This window comes from Lutibacter holmesii (assembly GCF_042679665.1).
Classification (GTDB): Bacteria; Bacteroidota; Bacteroidia; order Flavobacteriales; family Flavobacteriaceae; genus Lutibacter; species Lutibacter holmesii.
In genome coordinates this window covers 20,298-43,179 of the sequence record NZ_JBHTMV010000013.1, presented here as the reverse complement: position 1 = coordinate 43,179, position 22,882 = coordinate 20,298, and the positions used below count along the sequence as shown (strand labels likewise).

Annotated in this window: 20 protein-coding genes; 6 read left to right on the top strand and 14 right to left on the bottom strand. The window is 29.0% G+C overall.

All coding sequences use genetic code 11. From position 1 onward, the window contains the following. Nucleotides 1–205 precede the first annotated feature (205 nt). The 3 genes from ACFQ5N_RS14285 (at nucleotide 206) to ACFQ5N_RS14275 (ending at nucleotide 5,681) form a co-directional block, all read left to right on the top strand. Nucleotides 206–2,659, top strand: coding sequence for a mechanosensitive ion channel domain-containing protein (locus tag ACFQ5N_RS14285; protein WP_386810465.1), 2,454 nt, complete (start codon nucleotides 206–208; stop codon nucleotides 2,657–2,659). Between the two features lie 73 nt (nucleotides 2,660–2,732). After that, a complete protein-coding gene (locus ACFQ5N_RS14280) occupies nucleotides 2,733–3,299 on the top strand; it encodes an HdeD family acid-resistance protein (protein ID WP_386810464.1) in 567 nt (188 codons plus the stop codon). A gap of 192 nt (nucleotides 3,300–3,491) precedes the next feature. After that, a complete protein-coding gene (locus ACFQ5N_RS14275) occupies nucleotides 3,492–5,681 on the top strand; it encodes a tetratricopeptide repeat protein (RefSeq protein ID WP_386810463.1) in 2,190 nt (729 codons plus the stop codon). 52 nt (nucleotides 5,682–5,733) lie between these two features. Here ACFQ5N_RS14275 and ACFQ5N_RS14270 read toward each other — a convergent pair whose 3' ends face one another. Beyond that, entirely contained in the window at nucleotides 5,734–6,369 is a 636-nt protein-coding gene (locus ACFQ5N_RS14270; protein WP_386810462.1) for an endonuclease III domain-containing protein, read from the bottom strand. A gap of 35 nt (nucleotides 6,370–6,404) precedes the next feature. Between ACFQ5N_RS14270 and bcp the strand changes: the two genes are divergently transcribed. Continuing rightward, complete coding sequence (gene bcp, locus ACFQ5N_RS14265; RefSeq protein ID WP_386810461.1) at nucleotides 6,405–6,857, top strand: thioredoxin-dependent thiol peroxidase; 453 nt, start codon at nucleotides 6,405–6,407, stop codon at nucleotides 6,855–6,857. 60 nt (nucleotides 6,858–6,917) lie between these two features. Here the strand turns inward: bcp and ACFQ5N_RS14260 are convergent, their stop codons facing one another. The 8 genes from ACFQ5N_RS14260 to ACFQ5N_RS14225 form a co-directional block, all read right to left on the bottom strand. Continuing rightward, nucleotides 6,918–7,067 (bottom strand): hypothetical protein, encoded by a 150-nt coding sequence (locus ACFQ5N_RS14260; protein WP_386810460.1) that lies wholly within the window; start codon nucleotides 7,065–7,067, stop codon nucleotides 6,918–6,920. A 2-nt stretch (nucleotides 7,068–7,069) separates the two neighbouring features. After that, on the bottom strand, nucleotides 7,070–7,957 hold the full coding sequence (locus ACFQ5N_RS14255; protein ID WP_386810458.1) for a dienelactone hydrolase family protein: 888 nt from the start codon (nucleotides 7,955–7,957) through the stop codon (nucleotides 7,070–7,072). 92 nt (nucleotides 7,958–8,049) lie between these two features. Next, a complete protein-coding gene (locus ACFQ5N_RS14250; protein WP_386810457.1) occupies nucleotides 8,050–10,368 on the bottom strand; it encodes a chondroitinase-B domain-containing protein in 2,319 nt (772 codons plus the stop codon). Between the two features lie 186 nt (nucleotides 10,369–10,554). Continuing rightward, nucleotides 10,555–12,246 (bottom strand): dihydroxy-acid dehydratase, encoded by a 1,692-nt coding sequence (ilvD, locus tag ACFQ5N_RS14245; protein ID WP_386810455.1) that lies wholly within the window; start codon nucleotides 12,244–12,246, stop codon nucleotides 10,555–10,557. 331 nt (nucleotides 12,247–12,577) lie between these two features. After that, complete coding sequence (locus tag ACFQ5N_RS14240; protein WP_386810454.1) at nucleotides 12,578–13,402, bottom strand: cupin domain-containing protein; 825 nt, start codon at nucleotides 13,400–13,402, stop codon at nucleotides 12,578–12,580. Nucleotides 13,403–13,680: 278 nt separating this feature from the next. Then, nucleotides 13,681–14,769, bottom strand: a complete 1,089-nt coding sequence (locus ACFQ5N_RS14235) for a bile acid:sodium symporter family protein (RefSeq protein WP_386810452.1) — start codon at nucleotides 14,767–14,769, stop codon at nucleotides 13,681–13,683. A gap of 180 nt (nucleotides 14,770–14,949) precedes the next feature. After that, nucleotides 14,950–16,143, bottom strand: coding sequence for a BaiN/RdsA family NAD(P)/FAD-dependent oxidoreductase (locus ACFQ5N_RS14230; RefSeq protein ID WP_386810451.1), 1,194 nt, complete (start codon nucleotides 16,141–16,143; stop codon nucleotides 14,950–14,952). A gap of 97 nt (nucleotides 16,144–16,240) precedes the next feature. After that, the gene (locus tag ACFQ5N_RS14225) at nucleotides 16,241–17,827 is read right to left on the bottom strand and encodes a sensor histidine kinase (protein WP_386810450.1); all 1,587 of its coding nucleotides are present in this window, start codon (nucleotides 17,825–17,827) and stop codon (nucleotides 16,241–16,243) included. 271 nt (nucleotides 17,828–18,098) lie between these two features. On the opposite strand from ACFQ5N_RS14225, the gene ACFQ5N_RS14220 reads away from it, so the two are divergent. Next, complete coding sequence (locus tag ACFQ5N_RS14220) at nucleotides 18,099–18,410, top strand: MTH1187 family thiamine-binding protein (protein WP_386810449.1); 312 nt, start codon at nucleotides 18,099–18,101, stop codon at nucleotides 18,408–18,410. A 41-nt stretch (nucleotides 18,411–18,451) separates the two neighbouring features. On the opposite strand, the gene ACFQ5N_RS14215 is transcribed toward ACFQ5N_RS14220, so the two are convergent. Further along, nucleotides 18,452–19,225, bottom strand: a complete 774-nt coding sequence (locus ACFQ5N_RS14215; protein WP_386810448.1) for an alpha/beta fold hydrolase — start codon at nucleotides 19,223–19,225, stop codon at nucleotides 18,452–18,454. Between the two features lie 291 nt (nucleotides 19,226–19,516). On the opposite strand from ACFQ5N_RS14215, the gene ACFQ5N_RS14210 reads away from it, so the two are divergent. After that, a complete protein-coding gene (locus ACFQ5N_RS14210) occupies nucleotides 19,517–20,398 on the top strand; it encodes an NAD(P)-dependent oxidoreductase (RefSeq protein ID WP_386810447.1) in 882 nt (293 codons plus the stop codon). Between the two features lie 109 nt (nucleotides 20,399–20,507). Here the strand turns inward: ACFQ5N_RS14210 and ACFQ5N_RS14205 are convergent, their stop codons facing one another. The 4 genes from ACFQ5N_RS14205 to ACFQ5N_RS14190 form a co-directional block, all read right to left on the bottom strand. Next, on the bottom strand, nucleotides 20,508–20,993 hold the full coding sequence (locus ACFQ5N_RS14205; protein WP_386810446.1) for a GNAT family N-acetyltransferase: 486 nt from the start codon (nucleotides 20,991–20,993) through the stop codon (nucleotides 20,508–20,510). A gap of 15 nt (nucleotides 20,994–21,008) precedes the next feature. Continuing rightward, complete coding sequence (locus ACFQ5N_RS14200; RefSeq protein WP_386810445.1) at nucleotides 21,009–21,917, bottom strand: DMT family transporter; 909 nt, start codon at nucleotides 21,915–21,917, stop codon at nucleotides 21,009–21,011. A gap of 194 nt (nucleotides 21,918–22,111) precedes the next feature. After that, a complete protein-coding gene (locus ACFQ5N_RS14195) occupies nucleotides 22,112–22,540 on the bottom strand; it encodes a hypothetical protein (protein WP_386810444.1) in 429 nt (142 codons plus the stop codon). A 55-nt stretch (nucleotides 22,541–22,595) separates the two neighbouring features. Beyond that, nucleotides 22,596–22,874, bottom strand: coding sequence for a hypothetical protein (locus ACFQ5N_RS14190; protein ID WP_386810443.1), 279 nt, complete (start codon nucleotides 22,872–22,874; stop codon nucleotides 22,596–22,598). Nucleotides 22,875–22,882: the final 8 nt, after the last annotated feature.

The following is a 22,882-nucleotide window of genomic DNA, read 5'->3' as shown; positions in this document are numbered from 1 at the left end:
TCGTATAGAAAAAATAAAATTAAGCTGGAATTATTAACCTTTTAATCAATAAAAAATGGTCAACCTATTTCAGGACAATACAATAGTATAAAAAATTAAGTTTACAATAAAACTATAATTATCATTATTTATTAATTGTTAAATTAATTTTAGAGGTGTATATTCGTGATAGATTATTATTCAGGTTTTTAATTAAAAAGTTGTTATGAAAAACAGTTATAAAAATTATTTTAGATGTAGTATAGTTTTATTGTTCTTAAATTTAATTCCTGTAAATTATTTGTACGCACAAGATACTACAACTAATAAAGAAGCTAATGGAGTTGTTAAAGAATCAAAACAAGAAACTCCTCCAACTTTATCTGAAATTATTCCGGAAGTGGCATTACTTTCAGAAGATTTAACTTCAATTAATAATAGTATTGATGATTTTGACGGAATTGATGAGATTGCTGATAATTATAAAGAGATTGCTGAAAACTTAAAAGTTATTGGTGATCAATTTGACGCGTTTAAAAAAGATGAGAATTATAGTACAAATGAGCTTGAGAATTTAAGAAGTGAACTAAATCAATCAGGGCAACAATTTGAAGATAGTAATAAAACCTTAAAAGATGTTATAATTTTACTTGAAACATCTAGAAAAGAATGGTTAAATTCTAAAAAGAAATGGAGTACTTATGAAAAGTTATTGAGAGACGATGATTTGCCATTAGAGGCAAAAAAATCGTTAAAGTCTGCACATACTATTATTGATAAAGCTTTAAATGTAATTGGATCAAAATTAAATGATTTAATGAAATTACAGCAAAGTGGTTATAAAAATCAGGAAACAATAAATGATTTAAACATTCAAATACAAGTTTTACGTAAAAAGAAAATAACGAGTGCTTTTGAAGTTGGTTCAATACCAATGTATTCTCCTAAATTTTTTCAACAGTTTAATAGTAAATTATGGCAGCGAGTTAAAAGCGGTTTTACTTCAGTTATTTTTCCAAGTAAAAGTTTTTTTGAAAATAATTGGTGGGTTTATGTGTGTCAAATATTTGTCACTTTTTTTATAATTTATCTTATTAGAAGAAATTCAAAATTTTTAAAAGACCATACAGAATTTGATTATTTTACCGATAGATCTATTTCAGCTGGTATCTTTTTTGGATTTCTTTCGGTGTTAATATTTCATAGTGATATGAAAAGTGTGCCATTATGGAACTTATTTTCTTTTTTAATAGGAGGTATTGCTTTTTGTTATCTTATTAGTAATAGGAAAGTTGAACCTTGGAAAAATAATTTTTATTACATTTTAGTAGTTATTTTAACTTTCACAGGGTTTTTACATGTGTTTAATTTACCAATTGTTTTATTCAGAATTTTTATAGTTTCTATATCAATATATTGTTTAATTAGGTTATATCGTTGGAATAAAAACCATAAAAAATCAGTTAGTTATAAAAAATATAGATGGTTGTTTTTAGGGTTGTTTATATACTTATCTGTTATTGTTTTTTCTGAAATTATAGGGAAAGAAGTTTTGGCGTTGTATATGTACGAGTCTTTGCTTAAATCATTTATGCTTATTGTATTTACAGTTGTATTTTTAAATATGGTGAGAGCAGGTATTGAGGTGGTATTTAAAATTATTTCAAATGGTGATTTAACTAATATTGATGAAGATAAAGATAACAGTAAACTGTTAAACAAAACGGTTGTAAATTTATCTACTTTTATAGGAATTTTAGTTTTTTTACTAGGTGTTATTCCGCGTATTTTAGTCTTTTGGAATATTTATAATGATATTCCTGAAGCTTACGGTAAATTAATAAATATTGGGTTTTCAATAGGCGAAAGTCGATTTTCTTTAGGAATAATTATTGCCTCAATTAGCATATTATATTTTTGTTATGTGTCTTCAACAATTATTGAAATGTTATTAATGAATGAGCGATTAGATAGAAAACTAGAAAAAGGAGCAAGGTTATCTATAGCGCAACTAATTCGTTATTTTTTAATGTTTATTGGATTTTTATTGGCTATTGCCGCACTTGGGTTTGACCTTACAAATTTTACTATAATATTAAGTGCTTTAGGTGTAGGTATTGGTTTTGGACTGCAAGGCGTTGTTAATAATTTTGTAAGTGGATTAATTTTACTTTTTGAAAGACCAATTAGAGAAGGAGATACTGTTGAAATTGAAGGAGCTTGGTCTAATGTGAAAAAAATAGGGTTGAGATCAACTACAGTTCACACATTTGACCAGTCTGATGTAATTATTCCAAATTCAGATTTAGTTTATAATAAAGTAACTAACTGGAGTTTAAGTAATAATAGGAAAAGAATAATAATAGCTGTGGGAGTAGCTTATGGTTCTGATATTAATTTGGTGATAAGTGTTTTAAAAGAAATTGGTAAAGGAAATGATGCATTGGTTCAAAGTGTAAATCCTGTAGTTCTTTTTCGTGATTTTGCTGATAGTACACTTAATTTTGAGCTAAGAGTACGCGCGAAAGATCAAAGTAAAGCTTTACAAATTGAAAGTGATTTACGTGAAGAAATTGACTCAAGGTTTAGAGAGCATAATATTGAAATTGCATTTCCACAACGTGATTTATTTATTAAGAATTTCGAAGGTTCAGTTTTAGATAAAGAGAATAAGAATTAAAAGTAAAATAAAGGAAAACGTATAGGCATTTCTTTCAAAAAAGTAGTCTACTCTTCAAATAAATATAAAAATTATGGAACAACAAGGAGCAAATTTAGGATCAGCATTAATTAAGTTTATTACATTTAAAGGAATAATTTTATTAGTTACAGGTATTGTACTTTTAGTATTTCCTAGAACAACATTGGCAACTCTAATTTTTGTATTGGGTGTATATTGGTTAATTGATGGGGTTTCTACCATAGTTTCTTCATTTAGAGCAAGAAAATATCAAAGCTCTTGGGGTTGGAGTTTATTTACAGGTATTTTAGGAGCTGTTGCCGGTTTAGTTGTACTATCTAAACCAATGTTAAGTAGTGTTTTAACAACTTCATTTTTAATGTGGTTTTTGGGAGTTTCTGCTATTATTTATGGTTTTAGTGGTTTATTTACAGGCTTAAAATTACCAAAAGGAAACCGTAAGTCTTCAATGATTTGGGGAGGAATTTTTTCAATACTTTTTGGTGTAATTTTAATTTCATCACCTTATTTATCTGCTCTTACAATAGTTTATACAATTGGTGTTATTGCTATTATAGGTGGTATTTCTATTTTATATGTAGGCTCTAAAATGAAGAATAAATTAAATAATTTAAACTAAATATATGTTTAATGTTCTTTAAAAAGTTGAGTACATTAAGTAAATTTTAGTACATTTAATATTTAAAACCAGAGACAATTGTAGAACAGTTGTATACTGGTTTTACTTATATTTAAGTAGTTGGTTGTTAATAAATTATAGAAGGTGTTGGTTGCAAAAATTAAATTTATAAGTTACTGTTTTTTAGTGTTATTGCTATATATTTCATGCGAGACTAAAGAAAAGAAAGAATATACCAATGTGCATGAAGGTGTAAAAGGTGATTTTACTGAAGCCTCTTTTGTTGGTTCAGAAAGTTGTAAAACTTGCCATCAACCAGAGTATGCACTTTGGGAAAAGTCGCATCATGATTTAGCTATGAAATTAGCAGATTCTTCTTCTGTACTTGGTAACTTTAATAATTCCGAATTTATTCACAAGGGTGTTTCTCACAAATTCTTTAAAAAAGATGGTGATTATTATATGAATACTGCCGATAAAAACGGTGTGTATCAAGATTATAAAATTATTTACACATTTGGTTTTTTTCCATTACAACAATATGTTGTTGAGTTTCCAAATGGTGAATATCAATGTTCAATAGCAGCTTGGGATTCTAGAGATAATAAATGGTTTCATTTACAGCCTGATTATGATTTAGCTCATGACGAATGGTTAAATTGGACAGGGAGAGCTATGAGCTGGAATACAATGTGTGTAGATTGTCATTCAACAGATCTTAAAAAAAATTACGACCATACTACCGATTCTTTTAATACTACATTTAGTGAAGTTAATGTGAGTTGTGAAGCTTGTCATGGACCAATGAGTGAACATAATAAGTTTTATGAAGAGCATAAAGATGATTATGAAGGTTTAACACCACCTGAAATGTATATGCCAACTGGTTTACCTTCTAAAGAATTGGTTGATAAATGTGCTCGTTGTCATTCAAGAAGATCTCAAATTACCAATTATTTTGATTATAAAGGAGAATTTTCAGACCATTACAGAGCAACTTTACCTGAAGATCCTTTGTATTTTGTAGATGGTCAAATTTTAAATGAAGATTATGTGTATGCTTCATTTGTACAAAGTAAAATGTATGAAAATGGAATTTCTTGTAGAGATTGTCATGATATGCATTCTTTAAAATTAAAGAAAGAGGGCAATAATCTTTGTATGACTTGTCACGTTCCTAGTTATAATACAGAAGAACACCATTTTCATGAAGTTGGTACTGATGGTGCAAGTTGTATAAACTGTCATATGCCAGGAAGAATTTATATGGGTAATGATTATAGAAGAGATCATAGTTTTAGAGTTCCTAGACCAGACCAATCTGTAAAATATGATGTTCCAAATGCTTGTAATACGTGTCATACAGATAAAAGTAACGAGTGGGCAAGAGATTTTATAATTGAAAAATATGGACCTGAAAGAGCCGATCATTTTTCAGATCATATGTTAATTGGTTTCTTTGAAGATAGTAATGAGTTTAAAGTAGCACTAGAAAATGAAACTTACCCAGAAATTATTAGGGCTTCTGCATTAAACCAATATACCAATAGTCCATTAACTCAGGAAGAATTAGAAGCTATAAGCGTTTACTTAAATGATCCTTCAGTATTGATAAGAACACAAGCAATTACAGCTTTTCTAAAAACCAGCAATGCCGATGTGAAGAATAAAATTGCGCCTTTATTAAAAGATTCAGTACGATTGGTTCGAATTACTGCTGCTGAATATTTTAATAAAAGTTTTGTAGATGAAATTGGAGTACCAAATTTTGATGCTGCAAATAAAGAATATTTAGCAAATATGGATTTAAATGCTGATTTTGCTTCAGGCCAGCACGCTAGAGCCATTTATTTTCAAGAAAAAGGAAATACTGAAGCTGCTATTGATGCGTATAAAAAAGCAATTAAAATTGACAATAGGTATAATAGATCTCGTATTAATTTAGCGCTAATTTATTACCAGCAAGGTTTAACAAGCGAAAGTGAAGCGTTGTATTTAAAAGTAATAGAACAGGAACCAGAATTTAGTTACACTTTTTATATGTTAGGTTTACTGTATAATGAATTAGGAGATGTAGAAAAATCTATGAGTTATTTAAAACAAGCTTGTGATAAACAACCTTTTAACGCCAATGCATTTTATAATTACATTATAATGCTACAGCAAAAAGGGAAGCATAAAGAAGCTGTTGATATAGCAAATAAAGGATTGAAAATAGACCAAAATAACGAGCGTATTTTATACGTGAAACTAATAGGTTTGTTAAATTTAGAGAAACTTCAAGAAGCAAATTCTGTTTGTATGAAATTGATTGAGTTAAATCCTTCAAATCCAAATTATCAACAAATTTATGGGAATATCAATCAGATGTTGACCAATTAAAATTATATATTTTAAAAATAAGCCGTATAGAATTTTAAATCTATACGGTTTTTTATTTTAGTACAGATTTTCGTCCAATAGTTTGAGTAATAATATCTTTAGATAGATCCCAATTTCTAGCAGGTGAATATTCTCTTCCATAAAAAATAATTTGTAGGTGAAGTTTGTTCCACAATTCTTCAGGAAATAAGCGTTTTGCATCTTTTTCAGTTTGAACTACATTTTTTCCATTGGTTAAATTCCATCTATACATTAATCTATGAATATGTGTATCAACAGGAAAAGCAGGAACATCAAACGCTTGGCTCATAACAACACTAGCTGTTTTATGACCAACTGCAGGAAGTTCTTCTAAAGCTTCAAAACTTTTAGGAACTTCTCCGTTATGTTTGTCTATTAAAATTTGAGACAATCCGTGTATACCTTTTGCTTTCATTGGAGATAAACCAACAGGCTTTATAATTTCACGTATTTCTTCAATAGAAAGTTTCACCATATCGTACGGATTATCAGCTTTAGCAAACAAAATTGGAGTAATTTTATTTACACCAACGTCTGTACTTTGGGCAGACATAAGTACAGCAATTAATAAGGTATATGGATCTTTATGATCTAAAGGAATAGGAACTTCTGGGTATAATTTTTCAAGTGTATCTATTACAAATTGTACTTTTTCTTTTTTAGTCATTTTATGTATCTTTACAAAAAGCTAAAATACAAATTATGACAACATTAAAGGCAGGAGATAAAGCACCAAATTTTGAAGCATTAGACCAATTAGGGAATACTATAAAATTAGCAGATTATGCTGGTAAAAAATTAGTGTTATTCTTTTATCCAAAAGCCAGTACACCAGGTTGTACAGCTGAAGCTTGTAACTTACGAGATAATTATCAAACATTTTTAGCACAAGGATATGATGTGCTAGGCGTAAGTGCTGATTCTGCTAAAAGACAACAAAATTTTATTACAAAAAATGAATTGCCATTTCCTTTATTAGCTGATGAAGATAAAGTTGTTATTAATGCATTTGGAGTTTGGGGTCCAAAAAAATTTATGGGTAGAGAATATGAAGGTATTCACCGTGCTACTTTTGTGATTGATGAAAAAGGAGTGCTTGAAGAGGTAATTACCAAAGTAAAAACCAAAGCTCATACCGAACAAATTATAGGTTAAAAGTACCGGATTAATAATAAAAAAAAGAGATTTGATAGCTATCAAATCTCTTTTTTTGGTTTAATCTTTTAATTTACCAGCAACTAATAATCCCATTCCTAAACCCATTCCTATAGCAGAAATAAAATCAATCATTTCATTTTCAACAGTTACTTGTGTAATGGCACTAATTATTAGAATTACCAATCCTATTATTCTTATTTTATTCATTTTTATTTAAGTTTTTTATTGAAAAAATCTATGGTTCTATTCCAAGATAAATTTGCAGCAGCTTCATCATATCTTGGTGTGGTATTGTTATGAAATCCGTGATTTACATTTGGATATACAAAAGCTTCAAATTCTTTATTTGCTGCTTTTAAAGCTTTTTCATAAGCAGGTGCACCAGCCATAATACGTTTGTCAAATTCAGCATTGTGAATTAAAAGAGGTGCTTGTATGTTGGTTACTTCTTCTTCAGAAGGTTGACTTCCATAATACGGAACAGCAGCGCCTAATGTAGGAATTTTAATAGCCATCATATTTGAGATCCAACCACCAAAACAAAAACCTACAACACCAATTTTTCCGTTACAATTTTCATGAGTTTTTAAATATTCATAAGCAGCAATAAAATCTTCTAACATTTTATTTTTATCACGTTTTTTTTGCAATGCTCGTCCGTCATCATCATTTCCTGGGTAACCTCCAAGCGGAGTTAAAGCATCAGGAGCTAAAGAAATAAATCCTTCAACAGCAGCTCTGCGGGCTACATCTTCAATATAAGGGTTTAACCCTCTATTTTCGTGTACAACAATTATTCCGGGTAAAGTGTGTTTTGTTTTTTTAGGTTGTGATAAAAGTCCTTTAATTTCTCCGCCACCTTTAGGTGAATTATAAGTAATAAATTTGGAATTTAACCTTGGATCTTTTTGAGTTACAAGAACAGTGTCTTTATAATTAGGCATTATAAAACTTAATAATGAAGGAACCGTAATGCCACCTACAGCAAATAACGATAATTTTTTTACAAATTGCCTTCTTTCAATTTTGTTATGTGCGTAATCATCATATAAATCAAAAACTTCTTGACTAATGTCTTCTTTTGTTAATTTTTTCATGATTTAAATTTAATTATTTTTTTTCAAAATTGTTAATGTTTTATATTTATTGTTTTGATTTTGAGTAGTGTTTGTGTGCTTGTTTATTTTAGTTAATACAAGATTTCTAGTTTTTGTTGCTCTTCTACTTTAATTTTTCCTGAATTAATAAGAGTGTTATTTTGGTGATGATTGTTTTTTTCTCCCCATAAAATTGCAGCAAATTCTATAGGATTATTTTTAAAGGTGTTTCCTGAAATTTGAACATTTATAATACCTCTTGTTTTAAGTAACACATTGCTTTTTTCTGCTATACCACAATTTGAGAATAAACTGTTTGTAATTGTTAAAAAACCACCAATAGTAGATTCATCATAACCACCTCTATAAAAATTAATGCAATTTTTTTGTACGTTTATAAACTTTGAATTAGTAATTGTAAACATTTCAGCATTGTAATCACCTTTTTCATCTGCGGCTAGTACAAATCCATTTTTACAGTTTTTAATGGTTGTTTTTTGAATGCTTAAAGAATCTGAAAAAGAACCTTTGTAAGCTTTTAAAACATAGTTAAAATCTGTAATAACACAATTTTTAGTTGAAATATTGTAGGCTGAAAACATATTTTCTTGTAGAGGTGTAAAAGCATTTGTAGTTGGTTGTCCTTTTAATAGCAAGTTCTCTAGTTTTAAATTTCCTTTTGAATTCATTTCAAACAAAGGTGTGTTTTGTGCACCTTTGAAAACCAATTGAGTTTTATTTTTATTGTTTTTGGAACGGATGCTAATATTTTTATCAATTTTTATGGAAGATGAAATAGTATACAAAGTATCTGTTAACTCAATAATAGCTCCATTAGTAGCTTTCTTTATTATTTTAGCAAGCTCACCTTCAATTGAAGAGGCTTTATACGTTACGGGTTCCACCTTATTTTTTTCAGTAGAAAACCATTTTGGTCCATAGTTTTTCTTTTCAATTCTAAAGTTTTCAGCCACAGATAATTCATTTATAGCACCAATGCTATTTTTTTCTTTTCTTGACGACCCAAATATATCTTGCTGAATTTTTTCAAATTCGTACCCATTAAATACGTTGTTTAGCGGTGTGTTTTGTGTAGCTATAGGTGCATATAACCAATTATTTATTTTTTTCATTTTAATTGTTCCGTTCTGTAACACGTCGTATTCTGAATAATTTGCACCATTATTATCAATTAAATTATTTTTGAATTGAATGCCTTCCATAGTACTGTGGTTTATAATTGGAGTCGCATCAATTGTTGTATTGTAAATAATATTGTTAGCCACAATACTTCTAATTGGCGGTGCAGATCTAATTTCACTAGGAGGAAGCACATCAGCACTTTTTAGGTTTTGTCCTATTCCTATTTGCCAAGGCGATTTACAATCTACCCAAGTATTGTTCGCAATAACAACATCTGTAACTTGTTTGTAACGGTTTAAGGGTGTCATTGGAATTCCGTTCATAATAGCCAAAGGTGTTCTAAATGCTGATCCTTTTATTTTGTAGAAATAATTATTGGTAATAAAATGACCAGTGTTTACCACTCGTATCCCACCATAAAAATCAGACTCATCTCCACCAATAAAAATATTACTATCAACGGTTGCGTAACTTCCATGTCTTAAAACTAGCGATCCTTCACATTTATAAAATATATTGTTTTTATAGGTGTTGAAATTGGTTTTATCAGAGATAATTTCAACCTCACCATTACAAGCTTCAAAATAATTATTAGAAACATTTAAAAAGCTTGGTGACACACGTGTTTTACTATCACCTACACGAATAGTTTCAGCTCTAGCGCCACCTTTTCTTGGACGAGGCCCAAAGTAGTTGTTTGTAATTTGATGATGGTTTTTTATGTGTTCATTTCCAGTAAAAAATACTCTTACTGTTTCACCATCATTAGCTTTTCCTGCAATATAACAATGGTCAAGTTGGTTATGTTTACCATAAAATTCAATCCATTTATCATTTGTTAATCTGCTTGGTTTTGTAAAACCATTAATAACTGTGTTTGTAACTTTACAATTGTATGCAACGGTATCTTTTCCAATCATATAGCGAATGATAGCACTTTTAGGTGAATAGCCATTTCTAAAAAACAAACCATCTACCACTAAATAAGTTCCTCCTAAATGAAGATAAGAATTACCTTCAATAAATACTTTTCCTGAAGTTTCAGCACGTAAAGTAATTGGTTTTTCTTTTGTACCATTACCATAAAAATTTATTTCAGCATTTGACCAAACACCATTTGCCAATACAATTTCATTCCCAGGAACAGCCAGTTTTATAGCTTTTTTTAATTCATTTATATCTTTTACATAAATGTTGTTTTTGTTTGAATTGTTTGTGCAAGAAATGAGTAGGAGTGTGGCAATGAACAGAAGTAAAGTGTGTTTCATATTAATGAATGGAATGTGTTTAAAGTTGTTTTTTGTTTACATATAAAAATACTGAAATTTTAGTTAGAAGCTGAGGAAAGCTTTTTATTTTTTTAACTAATTTGAAGGTTGGTGAATGCAATAAAAAAACCTCAACTACTGTTTACTTTGTAGTTGAGGTTTTGTAAAAATTTATTTGTTGTTTATTTAAAACAAATCTGTTTTTAAAATAGCTCCATTACTAGCATTTGTTACCAATGCTCTGTATTGTTTTAGCCAATTAGACGTGATTTCTTTTTTAATTGGCGTAAATGCAGCTTTTCTTTTGGCGATTTCTTCATCACTTAAATTTACTGATAAAATATATTTATCTACATCAATATGAATTTCATCACCATCTTTAAGCAAACCAATCATTCCACCTTCAGCAGCTTCAGGACTCACATGTCCAATGCTTGCACCTCTTGTTGCACCACTAAATCTTCCGTCGGTAATTAATGCTACTTTTGCACCTAAGCCCATTCCCATAATTAAGGAAGTTGGCGCTAACATTTCTTGCATTCCAGGACCACCCTTTGGGCCTTCGTACCTAATAACAACCACATTACCAGCTTTTACTTTTCCGCCTATAATTCCATCAATACATTCTTGTTGTCCATCAAAACATACCGCTGTACCTGTAAACACTCTATCTCCAGTAATTCCGGCTGTTTTAATTACGGCACCTTCTTCGGCTAAGTTTCCATATAAAATTGCTAGTCCACCAACTTTTGAGTACGGATTGTCAATAGTATGAATAATAGATGTGTCTTTTATGGTTGCATCTTTAATTTTTTCGAAAACAGATTCGCCAGTAATTGTAAGATTATCTATTAATACACTGTCTCCTCTTTTGGTCATTTCTTTCATAACAGCATTTACACCACCAGCTCTGTTTATGTCTTCCATATGAACTGTTGAAAGACTAGGTGATATTTTTGCGATATGAGAAACTCTTTTAGATATTTTGTTAATGTCTTCAAGATTAAAGTTTACATCAGCTTCTTTTGCTATTGCTAGCATATGTAAAACCGTATTTGAACTTCCACCCATTGCCATATCTACTGCAAAGGCATTACGAACCGCATTTTCATTCAAAATATTTTTAAGTTTGAATTTTTCGGTTTTTGCGTTGTCTTTAGCAATTTCACAAATTCTTCTAGCAGCTTGTCTGTACAATTCTTCGCGTTCCTTTGTTAATGCTAAAATAGTTCCGTTACCAGGAAGTGCAATTCCCATTGCTTCCATTAAAGTATTCATTGAATTTGCAGTAAACATTCCAGAACAACTTCCACCGCTTGGACAAGCATTACACTCAATATCATTTAGTTCTTCATCAGTTATTTCACCGGCTTCGTGTTTACCAACAGCTTCAAAAGCAGTAGCTAAATCAATAGGAGTTCCATCCTTAGTATGTCCTTTTTTCATTGGACCACCACTAACAAAAATTGTAGGTACATCAACACGTAAAGCGCCCATAATCATTCCAGGAACAATTTTATCACAGTTAGGAATTGCAATCATTGCGTCAAGCTTATGTGCATTCATTACAGTTTCAATTGAATTGGCAATAATTTCTCTTGAAGGTAAAGAGAAAAGCATTCCGTCATGTCCCATTGCAATACCATCATCAACACCAATAGTATTAAATTCAAAAGGTACACAGCCATTGGCTTTAATTTCTTCTTTAATAATTCTTGACACTCTGTCTAAGAAAAAGTGACCTGGAATAATTTCAATATAAGAATTTGCAACTCCAATAAATGGCTTGTCAAAATCTTCATCTACCAATCCTGTAGCTCTAAATAAAGATCTATGCGGAGTTCTTTGATGTCCTTTTTTTACTTCATCACTTCTCATAATATATTTTTTAATTTTTTTACGTTTATCATTGTTTTATGAATGCTATGTTTTTTTAACTAACTTAATTAAAGCATTTTATATGTAACCATTTTAAAAACCAAAGATTCTTAATTAATTTAAAGAAATGGTGATATATTTCATAAAATTTTGGCTAAAGTACTGTTTTTAATTGTTTGTTTCAAGTGATAAACTGTGATAATACATGAAATTAAAAGAAGTATATTAATTATAGAATTATTACGAATAATGCAAAAAAAAACAATTCACCTTTTATTGGTGAATTGTTTTTTATAAAGCTATTTTTTTAACTTGTAAAAGTTGTATTTAGCTATTCTTTTTCGTCACTTGTATTGTGTGTTTTTAACCATTCTTCACCTTTTTTATCTAAAAAGAAATCCATCCATACATAGTATAAAATTTCATCTTCTTCAACACTTACAGAATGACTTGACCCAAGAGGAATATGAAGCACAGAAAATTCAGAAAAATTTACTTTAGCATCATCCGCATACACTACAGCATTGTTTTTTGATAGTCCTAAAAATAATTGTTCTAGCATTGGGTGTTCATGAGCACCAACAGCATCAGGTCCTTTTGTTTGAACTGTTCCCATTGCAATTCTAGGAATGTATTTATTAGGAAATATTGTGCGGCTTACCGTATTTGGGCTTTTTATAGGTTCTGTGTATGATTGGCAATCTGTAAATTTTGCGTAATACACATTTTGCGTGTTTTTAGCAGGAAATTCTTTTAAATCAAGAAGATCTTGTGCTGTTAATTTACTTTCAATTTTTAAGTAATGTAAAGTGTCATTTTTTGCAGTTGTAATAGTAACTTGTTGAATTGCATTTGGCACTAAAATAGTTTCAGGAACTATTTCATACGCTGTATTTTTAGCAGTAACAGTACCTTTACCTTTTACAAATAGGTAAATGGTTTTAAAACCTTCTTTTGAAGTGTCTGTAATTACATTGTCACTTGAAATAGCAATATGATCAACAGAAATTCCTTTAATGGCATTTTCTAAAATAGATTTTGAATAAGGTGTGCTCTCCAACGATTTTGTTTCCAAATCTTGGTATGGAATTTCTTGACTGTGTAATGCTACAAAGCTTAAGAATACGAATAATACGGTTGTAATATAATTTTTCATTTACGGTTATTTAAGGGTTTTATTAATTATTTGTTTATTCTATTTTGCGAATTTTGAATACAAACTTTAATAAAATAATTAGGTTTGGTTTGTATTTTGAAATTCTAAATGAAATATTAAATTTGGAAAACTACATTCATTTTTAATGTTTGGTTATAGGTAGTTTTCAAAAATAATTTGTTCACTTAAAATTTTTCTAAATGTTGAAAAATAAAGTTGTGAAGTTACAATTTTTGAACTTATATTTTTATACACATTTAAATTTAATTTTTTGTTACCTATGTTTGGTCTTTAGGAGATTTTTTATGCCAGTAAGAAGCTAAAATTGAACCTGAGATATTCATAAGTGGGCTAAATACTGCAGGTGCTAATCCCATAGTTGCAATTTTACCTAAGGAATTTGCGATACCTGAAGCTAAACCTCCGTTTTGCATACCAACTTCAATGGCAATGGTTCTAGCATCACGTTCAGTTAATTTTAATAAGCGTGCATACCAATATCCTAGCGTATAACCACAAATATTGTGTATTAAAACTAGTACTAATAAAAGGCCTCCAATGTCTAAAAGACTATCTCTACCTTTTGAAACAATTATAGCAATAATAACTCCAATTCCAACCATGGAAACTATTGGCATAATTTGATTTAATAATTTTGTTTTTGAACCTAAAATTTTATTAAAAATTAAACCAGCTCCAATAGGAAGAATAATCATTTTAATAATGGTCCACATCATATTTAAAACGTCAATTTCAATAAATTCACCTGCTAGTAATTTCATAAGAATTGGGGTTACAAAAGGAGCAAGTAATGTAGCAATTGATGTAATTGTAATTGATAAAGCAACATTTGCTTTTGCTAAATAAGCAATAACATTTGATGCAACTCCGCTTGGCGAAGCACCAATTAAAACAATTCCTGCAGCAATTTCAGGTGGAAAACCACTTATTTTAGCTAATATAAACCCAACAATTGGCATAATTCCTAATTGCGCAGACACACCTACAAAAACAGCTTTTGGAGATTTAAAAACATTTGAAAAATCTTTTGGACTCATAGATATTCCCATTCCAAACATTATAATTTGAATAAGAGGAACAATTAAATTAGTTAAAGCATATCCTTTAAAACTTATAAAATATTGAGGGTAATAAAAAGCCATTACAATTCCTGCAAATAGTAACGATGTAAACACATAACCTTTTAATGATTTGTATCCTTTAAACCCTAAAGCAAGTACACAAAAAAAGGCAAGCATTGTAATTCCTGCTTGTTCAATTTTACCAATGCTTATTAAAACAATATTTGTAATAAATAATAACAGTGCTGCACCAAGAGCAATAGCATAAATATTTAGTTTTTTCATTTAATTCAAGTTAATAAGTCAAATAATTAGCTCACAATATACAATAGATTTATTAATATTTCAGAATGTTTTAAAACCTAATATTTCAAATTTATGTGATTAAAAATTAAAGTAGATTTTATGTACTTTGTAGAAAACGCTATAAATTATAATACCTTAAAAATAGTAGTTATAACTTGTTTATAGCTTTTGGTTATTTAAGTGCTTTGCTAAAACGTATCCCATACTAAAACAACCTTGTAATAAATATCCGCCGGTAGGAGCGTACCAATCTAACATTTCTCCAATGGCATATGTGTTAGGTAATTTTTTACATTGAAAATTTTCATCTATTTCACTTAAAGAAATTCCTCCCAAACTTGAAATAGCTTTATCTAATGCTTCAGAAGATTTTAGTTTAACCGGAACACTTTTTATGGTTTTTGAAAGTAGTTCAATATTTGAAAATGTATCTTTATCTGTAAATTGTTTTAGCAATGCAATGGCGGTTCTGTCTAAATTCAGAACTTTTTTTAATGCATCTGTGATTTTTAGCTTTTTGTTTTTTATGAATTTTGCTTTTATTTGACTTTCACTCATTGTTGGTTTTAAGTCTAAATGAATTACAGCGAAGTTATTGGAAAGGAGTTCATTTTGAATTTTTTCACTTAAAGCATAAATGGCATTTCCTTCAAGACCAAATTTTGAAACTACCAATTCACCTTTAGAAAAATGATTGTTAAAATTTAAAGCAATATTTTTTAAAGGCTTTCCTTCGTGTGTTGCAATAAAATCTTTGCTCCAATTTACTTCAAATGCACAGTTTGCAGCTCTAAAAGGAAGCACATTTACTTGGCGTTTTTTAAATAACTCGCTCCATTTTCCATCAGAACCTGTAACTTTCCAACTGGCGCCACCTAAAGCAAAAACCACAATATCGGGTTTTATAGTTTCAAAGTTTTCAAACAGTAAATTATTATGTGCATCCCAACCAAGCCAAGTAGTATTTAGTTGAATGTTGGTGTTTTTTTTAGCCTTAAGAATTGCAATAATTTTATTAAGTACTTCAATAGGTTTTAATTCCATTGCTGAAAATACTCGATTGCTTGACCCAATAAAAGTTGCAATATCATTAGAATTTAACCAATTTATAAAATCATGATTAGAAAATTGTTGTAGAGTAGGAGCCATAAACTCACTTGGAGAATATTGGTTTATAAGTTTTTCTATTGAAGAGTTAAACGTAAGGTTTAGCCCGCCTTTACCAGCAACTAAAAACTTTCTGCCAAGTGCCTTTTTCTTTTCAATGAGTGTTATGTTGTATTTTTTGGTGTCTAATTCTGCAGCAAGCATTAGTGCAGCAGGTCCTCCTCCAATAATTGTGATATTCTTCATTTAAAAAGAAATGGTTTGATATACTTAAAATAGATGGCTAAAATAAGAAGATAATTGTTAGAACTAAAATTAAAACCTAAACATGAACAATTGAATTTCAAGAATTAAAATTTATGCTTTCAACTTTTTTTATTGGCAAGGTAAAAATAAAACTGCTTCCAATGCCTAATTCACTTTCAACCCAAATTTTTCCATTTAGTTTTTCTACAAACTCTTTACATAGTATCAACCCTAAACCAGTACCTTTTTCGGCAGCTGTTCCATCTTTTACTATTGTTGGATTAATATTAAATAATTTTTGTTGAGTTTCTTTAGGCATTCCAACACCATTATCAGATACTTTAATTTCAATATGGTTTTCATTTTGAATGGTAAATATGTCTATTTTTCCATTTACATTGGTAAATTTTATGGCATTTGAAATTAAATTACGTAAAACTACTTTTAACATATTTACATCTGTATAAGCTTCAATAACACTTGGTTGCTTATATTTTAATTTTATGTTTTTAGCTTTTGCATTTGAGCAGGAGAGTGCAACTACATTATTTATAATTGGTGCTAAACTAACTATTTGCGGTTTGTTACTAATTTGTCCGGTTTGTGTTTTAGCCCAATGCAATAAGTTGTTAAGTAAACTGAGCGCATTTTTTGCAGATGAATTTATGATCTCTAAAAATTTTTCAGATTTGTCAATTTCAAAATCTTGTGAATGTTCAATTAGTAGTTCTGAAAAGCCTAATATGCTATTAAACGGACTTCTTAGATCGTGTGCAATAATTGAGAAAAGCTTGTCTTTGGTATCATTAAGATTTTTTAATTTTCGTTCATTTTCCCTAATAAGAAGTTCAGTATTTTTGCGTTCTGTAATATCTTGTATAATTGGCAAAAAGTAAAGTGGTTTTTTACTTTCATTTTTAACAATACTAATGGTAATTTCACCCCAAGCAATAGTGCCATCTTTTTTTAGATAGCGCTTTTGCGCCTTTGAAAACGAAAGCTCTCCTTTTACAATTCGCTTCATATCTTCAATTCCAATCTCTGTATCTTCAGGGTGTGTAAATTCAGTAATGGTTTTTCCAAGCATCTCGTTTTCAGTATATCCTAAAAAATTACATAAAGATTCATTTACTTTTATAAAACGTTTATCTAGACCAACAATTGCAGTGCCAACATGTGATTGAATAAATAGCCCACGAAATTGTGCTTCACTATATTTAAGTGATTCTTGTATTTTTTTTCGTTCTGTAATATTATCAAAAATCACTAGGAATTGCCCTTTTTCTGAACTGTAAGCCGAAATTGAAAACCACATTTCTAAAGAAGGCACAAAAGTTTCTATTTTTTCTGAAATTCCTGTGCGAGAAACACGTTCATACATATTAAAAAGTGTACTATTTTCATCAATATGATTCGGTAAAATTTCTGAAATAGGTTTTCCAACAACATTTTTGAGTCCAGTTAATTTTTCGAAGGCTTTATTTACTTCTAAATAAATAAAATCAATAGGTTTATTGTTTTTATAAAGGATTTGACAACGTGCAAAACCTTCAGACATATTTTCAAAAAGTGAATGATATGTATGTTCTTTTTGAGAAAAGAACTCTGATTTACTAATTTCAAGTTTTTTTTGAAGTTTAGTTATCAAACTTACTAATTCTTGATAAGAAGGGGAGGACTTCATATTTCTTTTTTTAGATCGTGAATAACACTATTTCATTTTAGCAAATAATTTTACTATAAATTTAATGAAATTTAATTTATAAATAGTTTAATTTACAGGAAGTTACGGTTTTTATTGAATTGTTTTTTGAAGTATTTGCTAGCCTACTGTAACTATAAAAAGAATCAAACTTTTTTAAGTTAAAGTTTAATTGCTATTTTTTATTTATATAATCAAGTTATAAGTTCACTACTTTTATATCTTTGTTTATATAATTAATACTTTTAAATAAATGTCTGTACTATTAGAATTTGCTATGTTTCCAACTGATAAAGGTGAAAGTGTAAGCCCTTATGTAAGTAAGGTTATTAAATTAATTCGTGAAAGTGGTGTTAGTTACCAACTTACACCAATGGGAACTATTATTGAAACCGACACTGTTGCTGATGCTTTGGCTATTATACAGCAATCTTATGATGTGTTAGAACCAGATTGTGACAGAGTCTATTCAAGCCTAAAGTTTGATATTCGTAAGGGGAAAAGTGGATGTTTAAAGCAGAAAATTGCATCTGTTGAAAATATTATTGGAAAAGTGAATACTTAATTCTTTAAAAAAACAATTTCAATTAGCAATGCTGCTTATTTTTAATAAGTAATTTGAGCTGCAATATCTACCATTATTTTAGAAATTTTAGACATAGAAGGATCTTGTTCTTGTAAGGTATGAGGTCCTTCTATTGTATAAATTTTCCAGTTTCTAGCTTTCGCTTTTTTAGGAGCTGTTTTGGTCCGCATATACCCAAAAATTGACGTAGCTTCTGTAGCTAAAATAATAGTTCCGTTGGTTTGAATTTCATTTTCAAAGTAAACTCTTTCTTGATATGATTTTAAGGGGTGTTTTCGCATTGTAGCAATAGGTTCTCTTAATGCGTCTGGTGCAATTAGCCAACCATCACCCATTTCATTAGCTGATTTTATTGAGATGCTTGCTACATCGGGTCCAAAAACATCTAGTGTATTTTCACCTTGATCTAATGGAGCACAATCTACATATACTTGGTGTACTATTTTATGACCAACTTTATCAACTACACCAGAAATTACAGGTCCTCCATATGAATGCCCAACAAGAATAATGTGGTCAAGTTGATTCCATTCAATAAAATTAACAATATCATTAATATGAGTAGTAATACCAGTTTCTTTACTTAGTAAATGATTTTTTTCACCAAGTCCTGTAAGTGTTGGATTGTAAACTTGATATCCTTTACTAGTTAAATCATCTTTTAAAAGATTCCATTGTCCTCCCCACTGAAAAGTTCCATGAACTAATACAAAAATAGGTTTGTTGTTTTTTTCAATTTTTTGAGAATGTACAAAAGAAGAAAATAAGATTATGGCTAAAAATAGATGTTTCATAGTTTTATAGTATAGTTTTTACAAACATAATCAAAAAAACTAATTAGTTGTTTTTTTGAATTTTATGCGTTTTTTATTCTGTCATATTATATACCGTTGTGTAAAATATATTTTTTATTAGGATAACAGTTATAAGTTTAAAATGTATGTTTTTTATAGTATTTCTTAATTTATGTTTAAAAAAGTTGCATTTTTTCTATTTATATGGTGTAAATTTCATTTTTTTTTAATTTTAGTAAGATATTTTAGCAAACAGATTCATATATTTGTACAAACAAATTATATTTTAAAATGAAAAAACCAACTATCGGATTTATCGGACTTGGCCTTATGGGTGGAAACATGGTCGAAAATCTGCAAAAGAGAGGATTCGAACTTATAGTTATGGATCTAAATAAGGATGAAGTTGCAAAGGTTATTGCTCGTGGTAACGCTGTTGAAGCTTCAACTCCTAAAGAATTAGCTGAAAAAAGTGATATTGTAATGTTTTGTTTAACAACTTCTGCAGTTGTTGAAAAAATTGTTTACGGAGATGATGGTATTTTAGCTGGTATTAAAGAAGGTGCTGTTTTAATTGATTTTGGAACTTCAATTCCTGCATCTACTATTAAAATTGGTAAAGATTTAGCTGAAAAAGGTGCTGGTATGATTGATGCTCCACTAGGACGTACTCCTGCACATGCAAAAGACGGATTACTTAACATTATGGCCGCTGGAGACAAAGAAACTTTTGCTAAAGTAAAACCAGTACTTGATGAACAAGGAGAGAATGTATTTTACTTAGGAGCTCTTGGTGCAGGTCATACTACAAAGCTAATAAATAACTTTATGGGAATGACAACTGTTGTTGCTATGTCTCAAGCTTTTGCTGCCGCAAAACTTGCAGGTGTAGATACTCAACAATTATTTGATATTATGTCTTCAGGACCATCAAATTCTCCATTTATGAAGTTTTGTAAAAACTACGCTGTAGATAATGTAAGTGATTTAGGATTTTCTATTGCAAATGCAAACAAAGATCTAGGATATTTTGTACAAATGATGAATGATCTTGGTACAACTTCATTAATTGCTGAAGCTACTTCTACAAACCTTAAAGCTGCTGTTAGTGCAGATATGGGAAGCGGAAATGTACCTGAAATTTTTGATTACTTTACTGCTTTAAAGAAATAATACTTGTTTTAAATACAGATTATTTTTTTAGAAATAATTAAAAACCTCTTTAAAAGTCTACTTAGATTTTTTAAGAGGTTTTTCTATTTATATATGTTGTTTAATAAATTTAGGTTAAATCTTTATACATAATAAAAGTATCTACCAATCCAAGTTTAGCGTGCCTAAATCCTTTTGGTGTAGTTCCAATTATTTCAAATCCGTATTTTTTCCAAAGCTGAACAGCGTTTTTATTAGAGCTTACAACTATATTGAATTGAATAGCCTTAAAATTATTTTCTTTAGCTGTTTTAATGGAATGTTCGCAAAGCGTTTTTCCAATTCCTTTTCCTTGGCTGTTCGGGTTTACCATATAACTACAATTAGCTATGTGATTACCTAAGTCAATTTGGTTGGGTTTTATAATATATGTACCAAGAAGTTTATCGTTTTCTTCTATCACATAAGTTTTCATATAGTTTGCAAACCAATGTTTTTGTAAATCTGATTTTGGTGTATTTGGGTTGAAAACATAGGTGTCTCCAGTTGTAATGACTTTGGAAAATATTTCCCAAACGCTGTCATAATCAAATTGTTTAGCTTTTCTAATATTCACGGTTATTGTTTTAAATCAATATTGTATTGTAGTTTTAGCCTTTTTATTAAATAATTTTACACGTTCTAGTAGTATTCCTAAAACTATAAATACCAAACCTACAATGGTAGATACAAGTATTTTTTCTCCTAAAACTAAATAAACAATAATTAAAGAAAGAAACGGAACTAAGTATATAAGTTTACTAACTTTTGCGGTTGTTATTGATAATTCAAGAGCTTTTGACCATAAAACAAAGGTAATTCCCATTTCAAATAATCCAATATAACTTGCACCTAAAATTCCTTCAAAAGTTGGAATTTTTATTTCAGAAAATGAAATTGTAGCTATAAAAATATACATCAACCCAAATAAAAAATTCAAAAAAAGCTTTGGAATTTCTTCTCTTTTATCTTTTGTGTTGAAAATCCAAAACAGTGCCCAAATAACAGCTGTACTAATTGCCAATAAAGCTCCATAAAAATTGGTGAAACCAAACCCTAAAATATCTCCTTGAGTTGATATTGTTAGTACTCCAAAAAAACTAATAATAATTGAAATTATACTCTTCAAATTTATTTTTTGCTGTAGTAGAGGTATAGATAATATAACCAGCATAATAGGCCAAGTATAGTTTAAAGGCTGTGCTTCTTGTGCAGGTAATAAAGTATAAGCTTTAAAAAGTACAACGTAATATAGAAAAGGGTTTAAAAACCCAAGAAATGCAGAGTGAAGGTATTCTTTTCTTGTATAGGATTTTAAATTTTTGAATTGTTTTTTTATAAATAAAAGTATCAAAAGTACTGCAGTTGAAACAAAAGAAGAAAGTAACAATAGCTGTAAAAAATCTAAATATTTTAAAGAAATTTTAAATGCAGATGCTACTGTAGACCAAATTAAAACAGCACTAATGGCATATAAATAGGCTACTTTTTGATTTTTCATTTATTATATTTTTTTCAAACATATAAAAATAAAATGTGATAATTGATAGAGAATGAAAAAATATGAACTAATTAAAAGTGGTTACTGAAAAATAGTTTAGAGATACATTATTTTAGCTATGAAATATAGTGTAGATAAAAGTGTTGTATTCGAATACAACATACAGCATTTAAAATTTTTAATTTAAGCTAAATTTACATTTTAATAGAATTTGGTACAATATTATCCTTTATGATTTGAATGAGTCTTTTTTTATCTGCTTCAAAAATACTGCTTAAATCTACTTTAGTTGTTTTATTTGATTGATAAATAGTTAACATGTTATTTTGAAATTTATAAGAATTAATTTCAACAAAAGTTACTTTTTTTTCACGAAAGTATGAGTTAATTCTAATTGTCATTCCAATTTTATTCCATTGAACATAATTTTTCCGGATTACTTTTAGCAAGTAGTAAACTGAAAACATAAAAAAACCTGAAGCCTTAATCCATTTATTCCAGTTGTTAGATAAAATATCATTAAAAGTTCCAAAGAGAATCAAAATTAAACTAACTATTAAAAGAGCTATTTTTTTCCAATTCTTTTTTAAAATAGAAATATCATCAAAGTAAATATTTTTCATATATTTTTTTTAAGGTATAGCAAATATAAAATTTATTCTTCTATCTGATTTATTTTTATAGCGAACTAAATACACCAGTTGCAAGTTCTATCCAAATAGTTAAGAGAACAATTATAATTAAAACAATTAGGAATAATTGATAACTCGTTTTCTTAATTTTTCGAACAACAAATTCACACAAAAAACCTGTTGAAAGTAGTAAAAATGCAGCAACCACAAAATCTAAAAATCCCCAATTTACTTCATCTGTAAATTGCATTGCAATTAACGGAATTAATAGTATACCACCTGATATAATTATGACAACAAGTTGTTTTTTATTTAGTGAAATCAAAATAATGT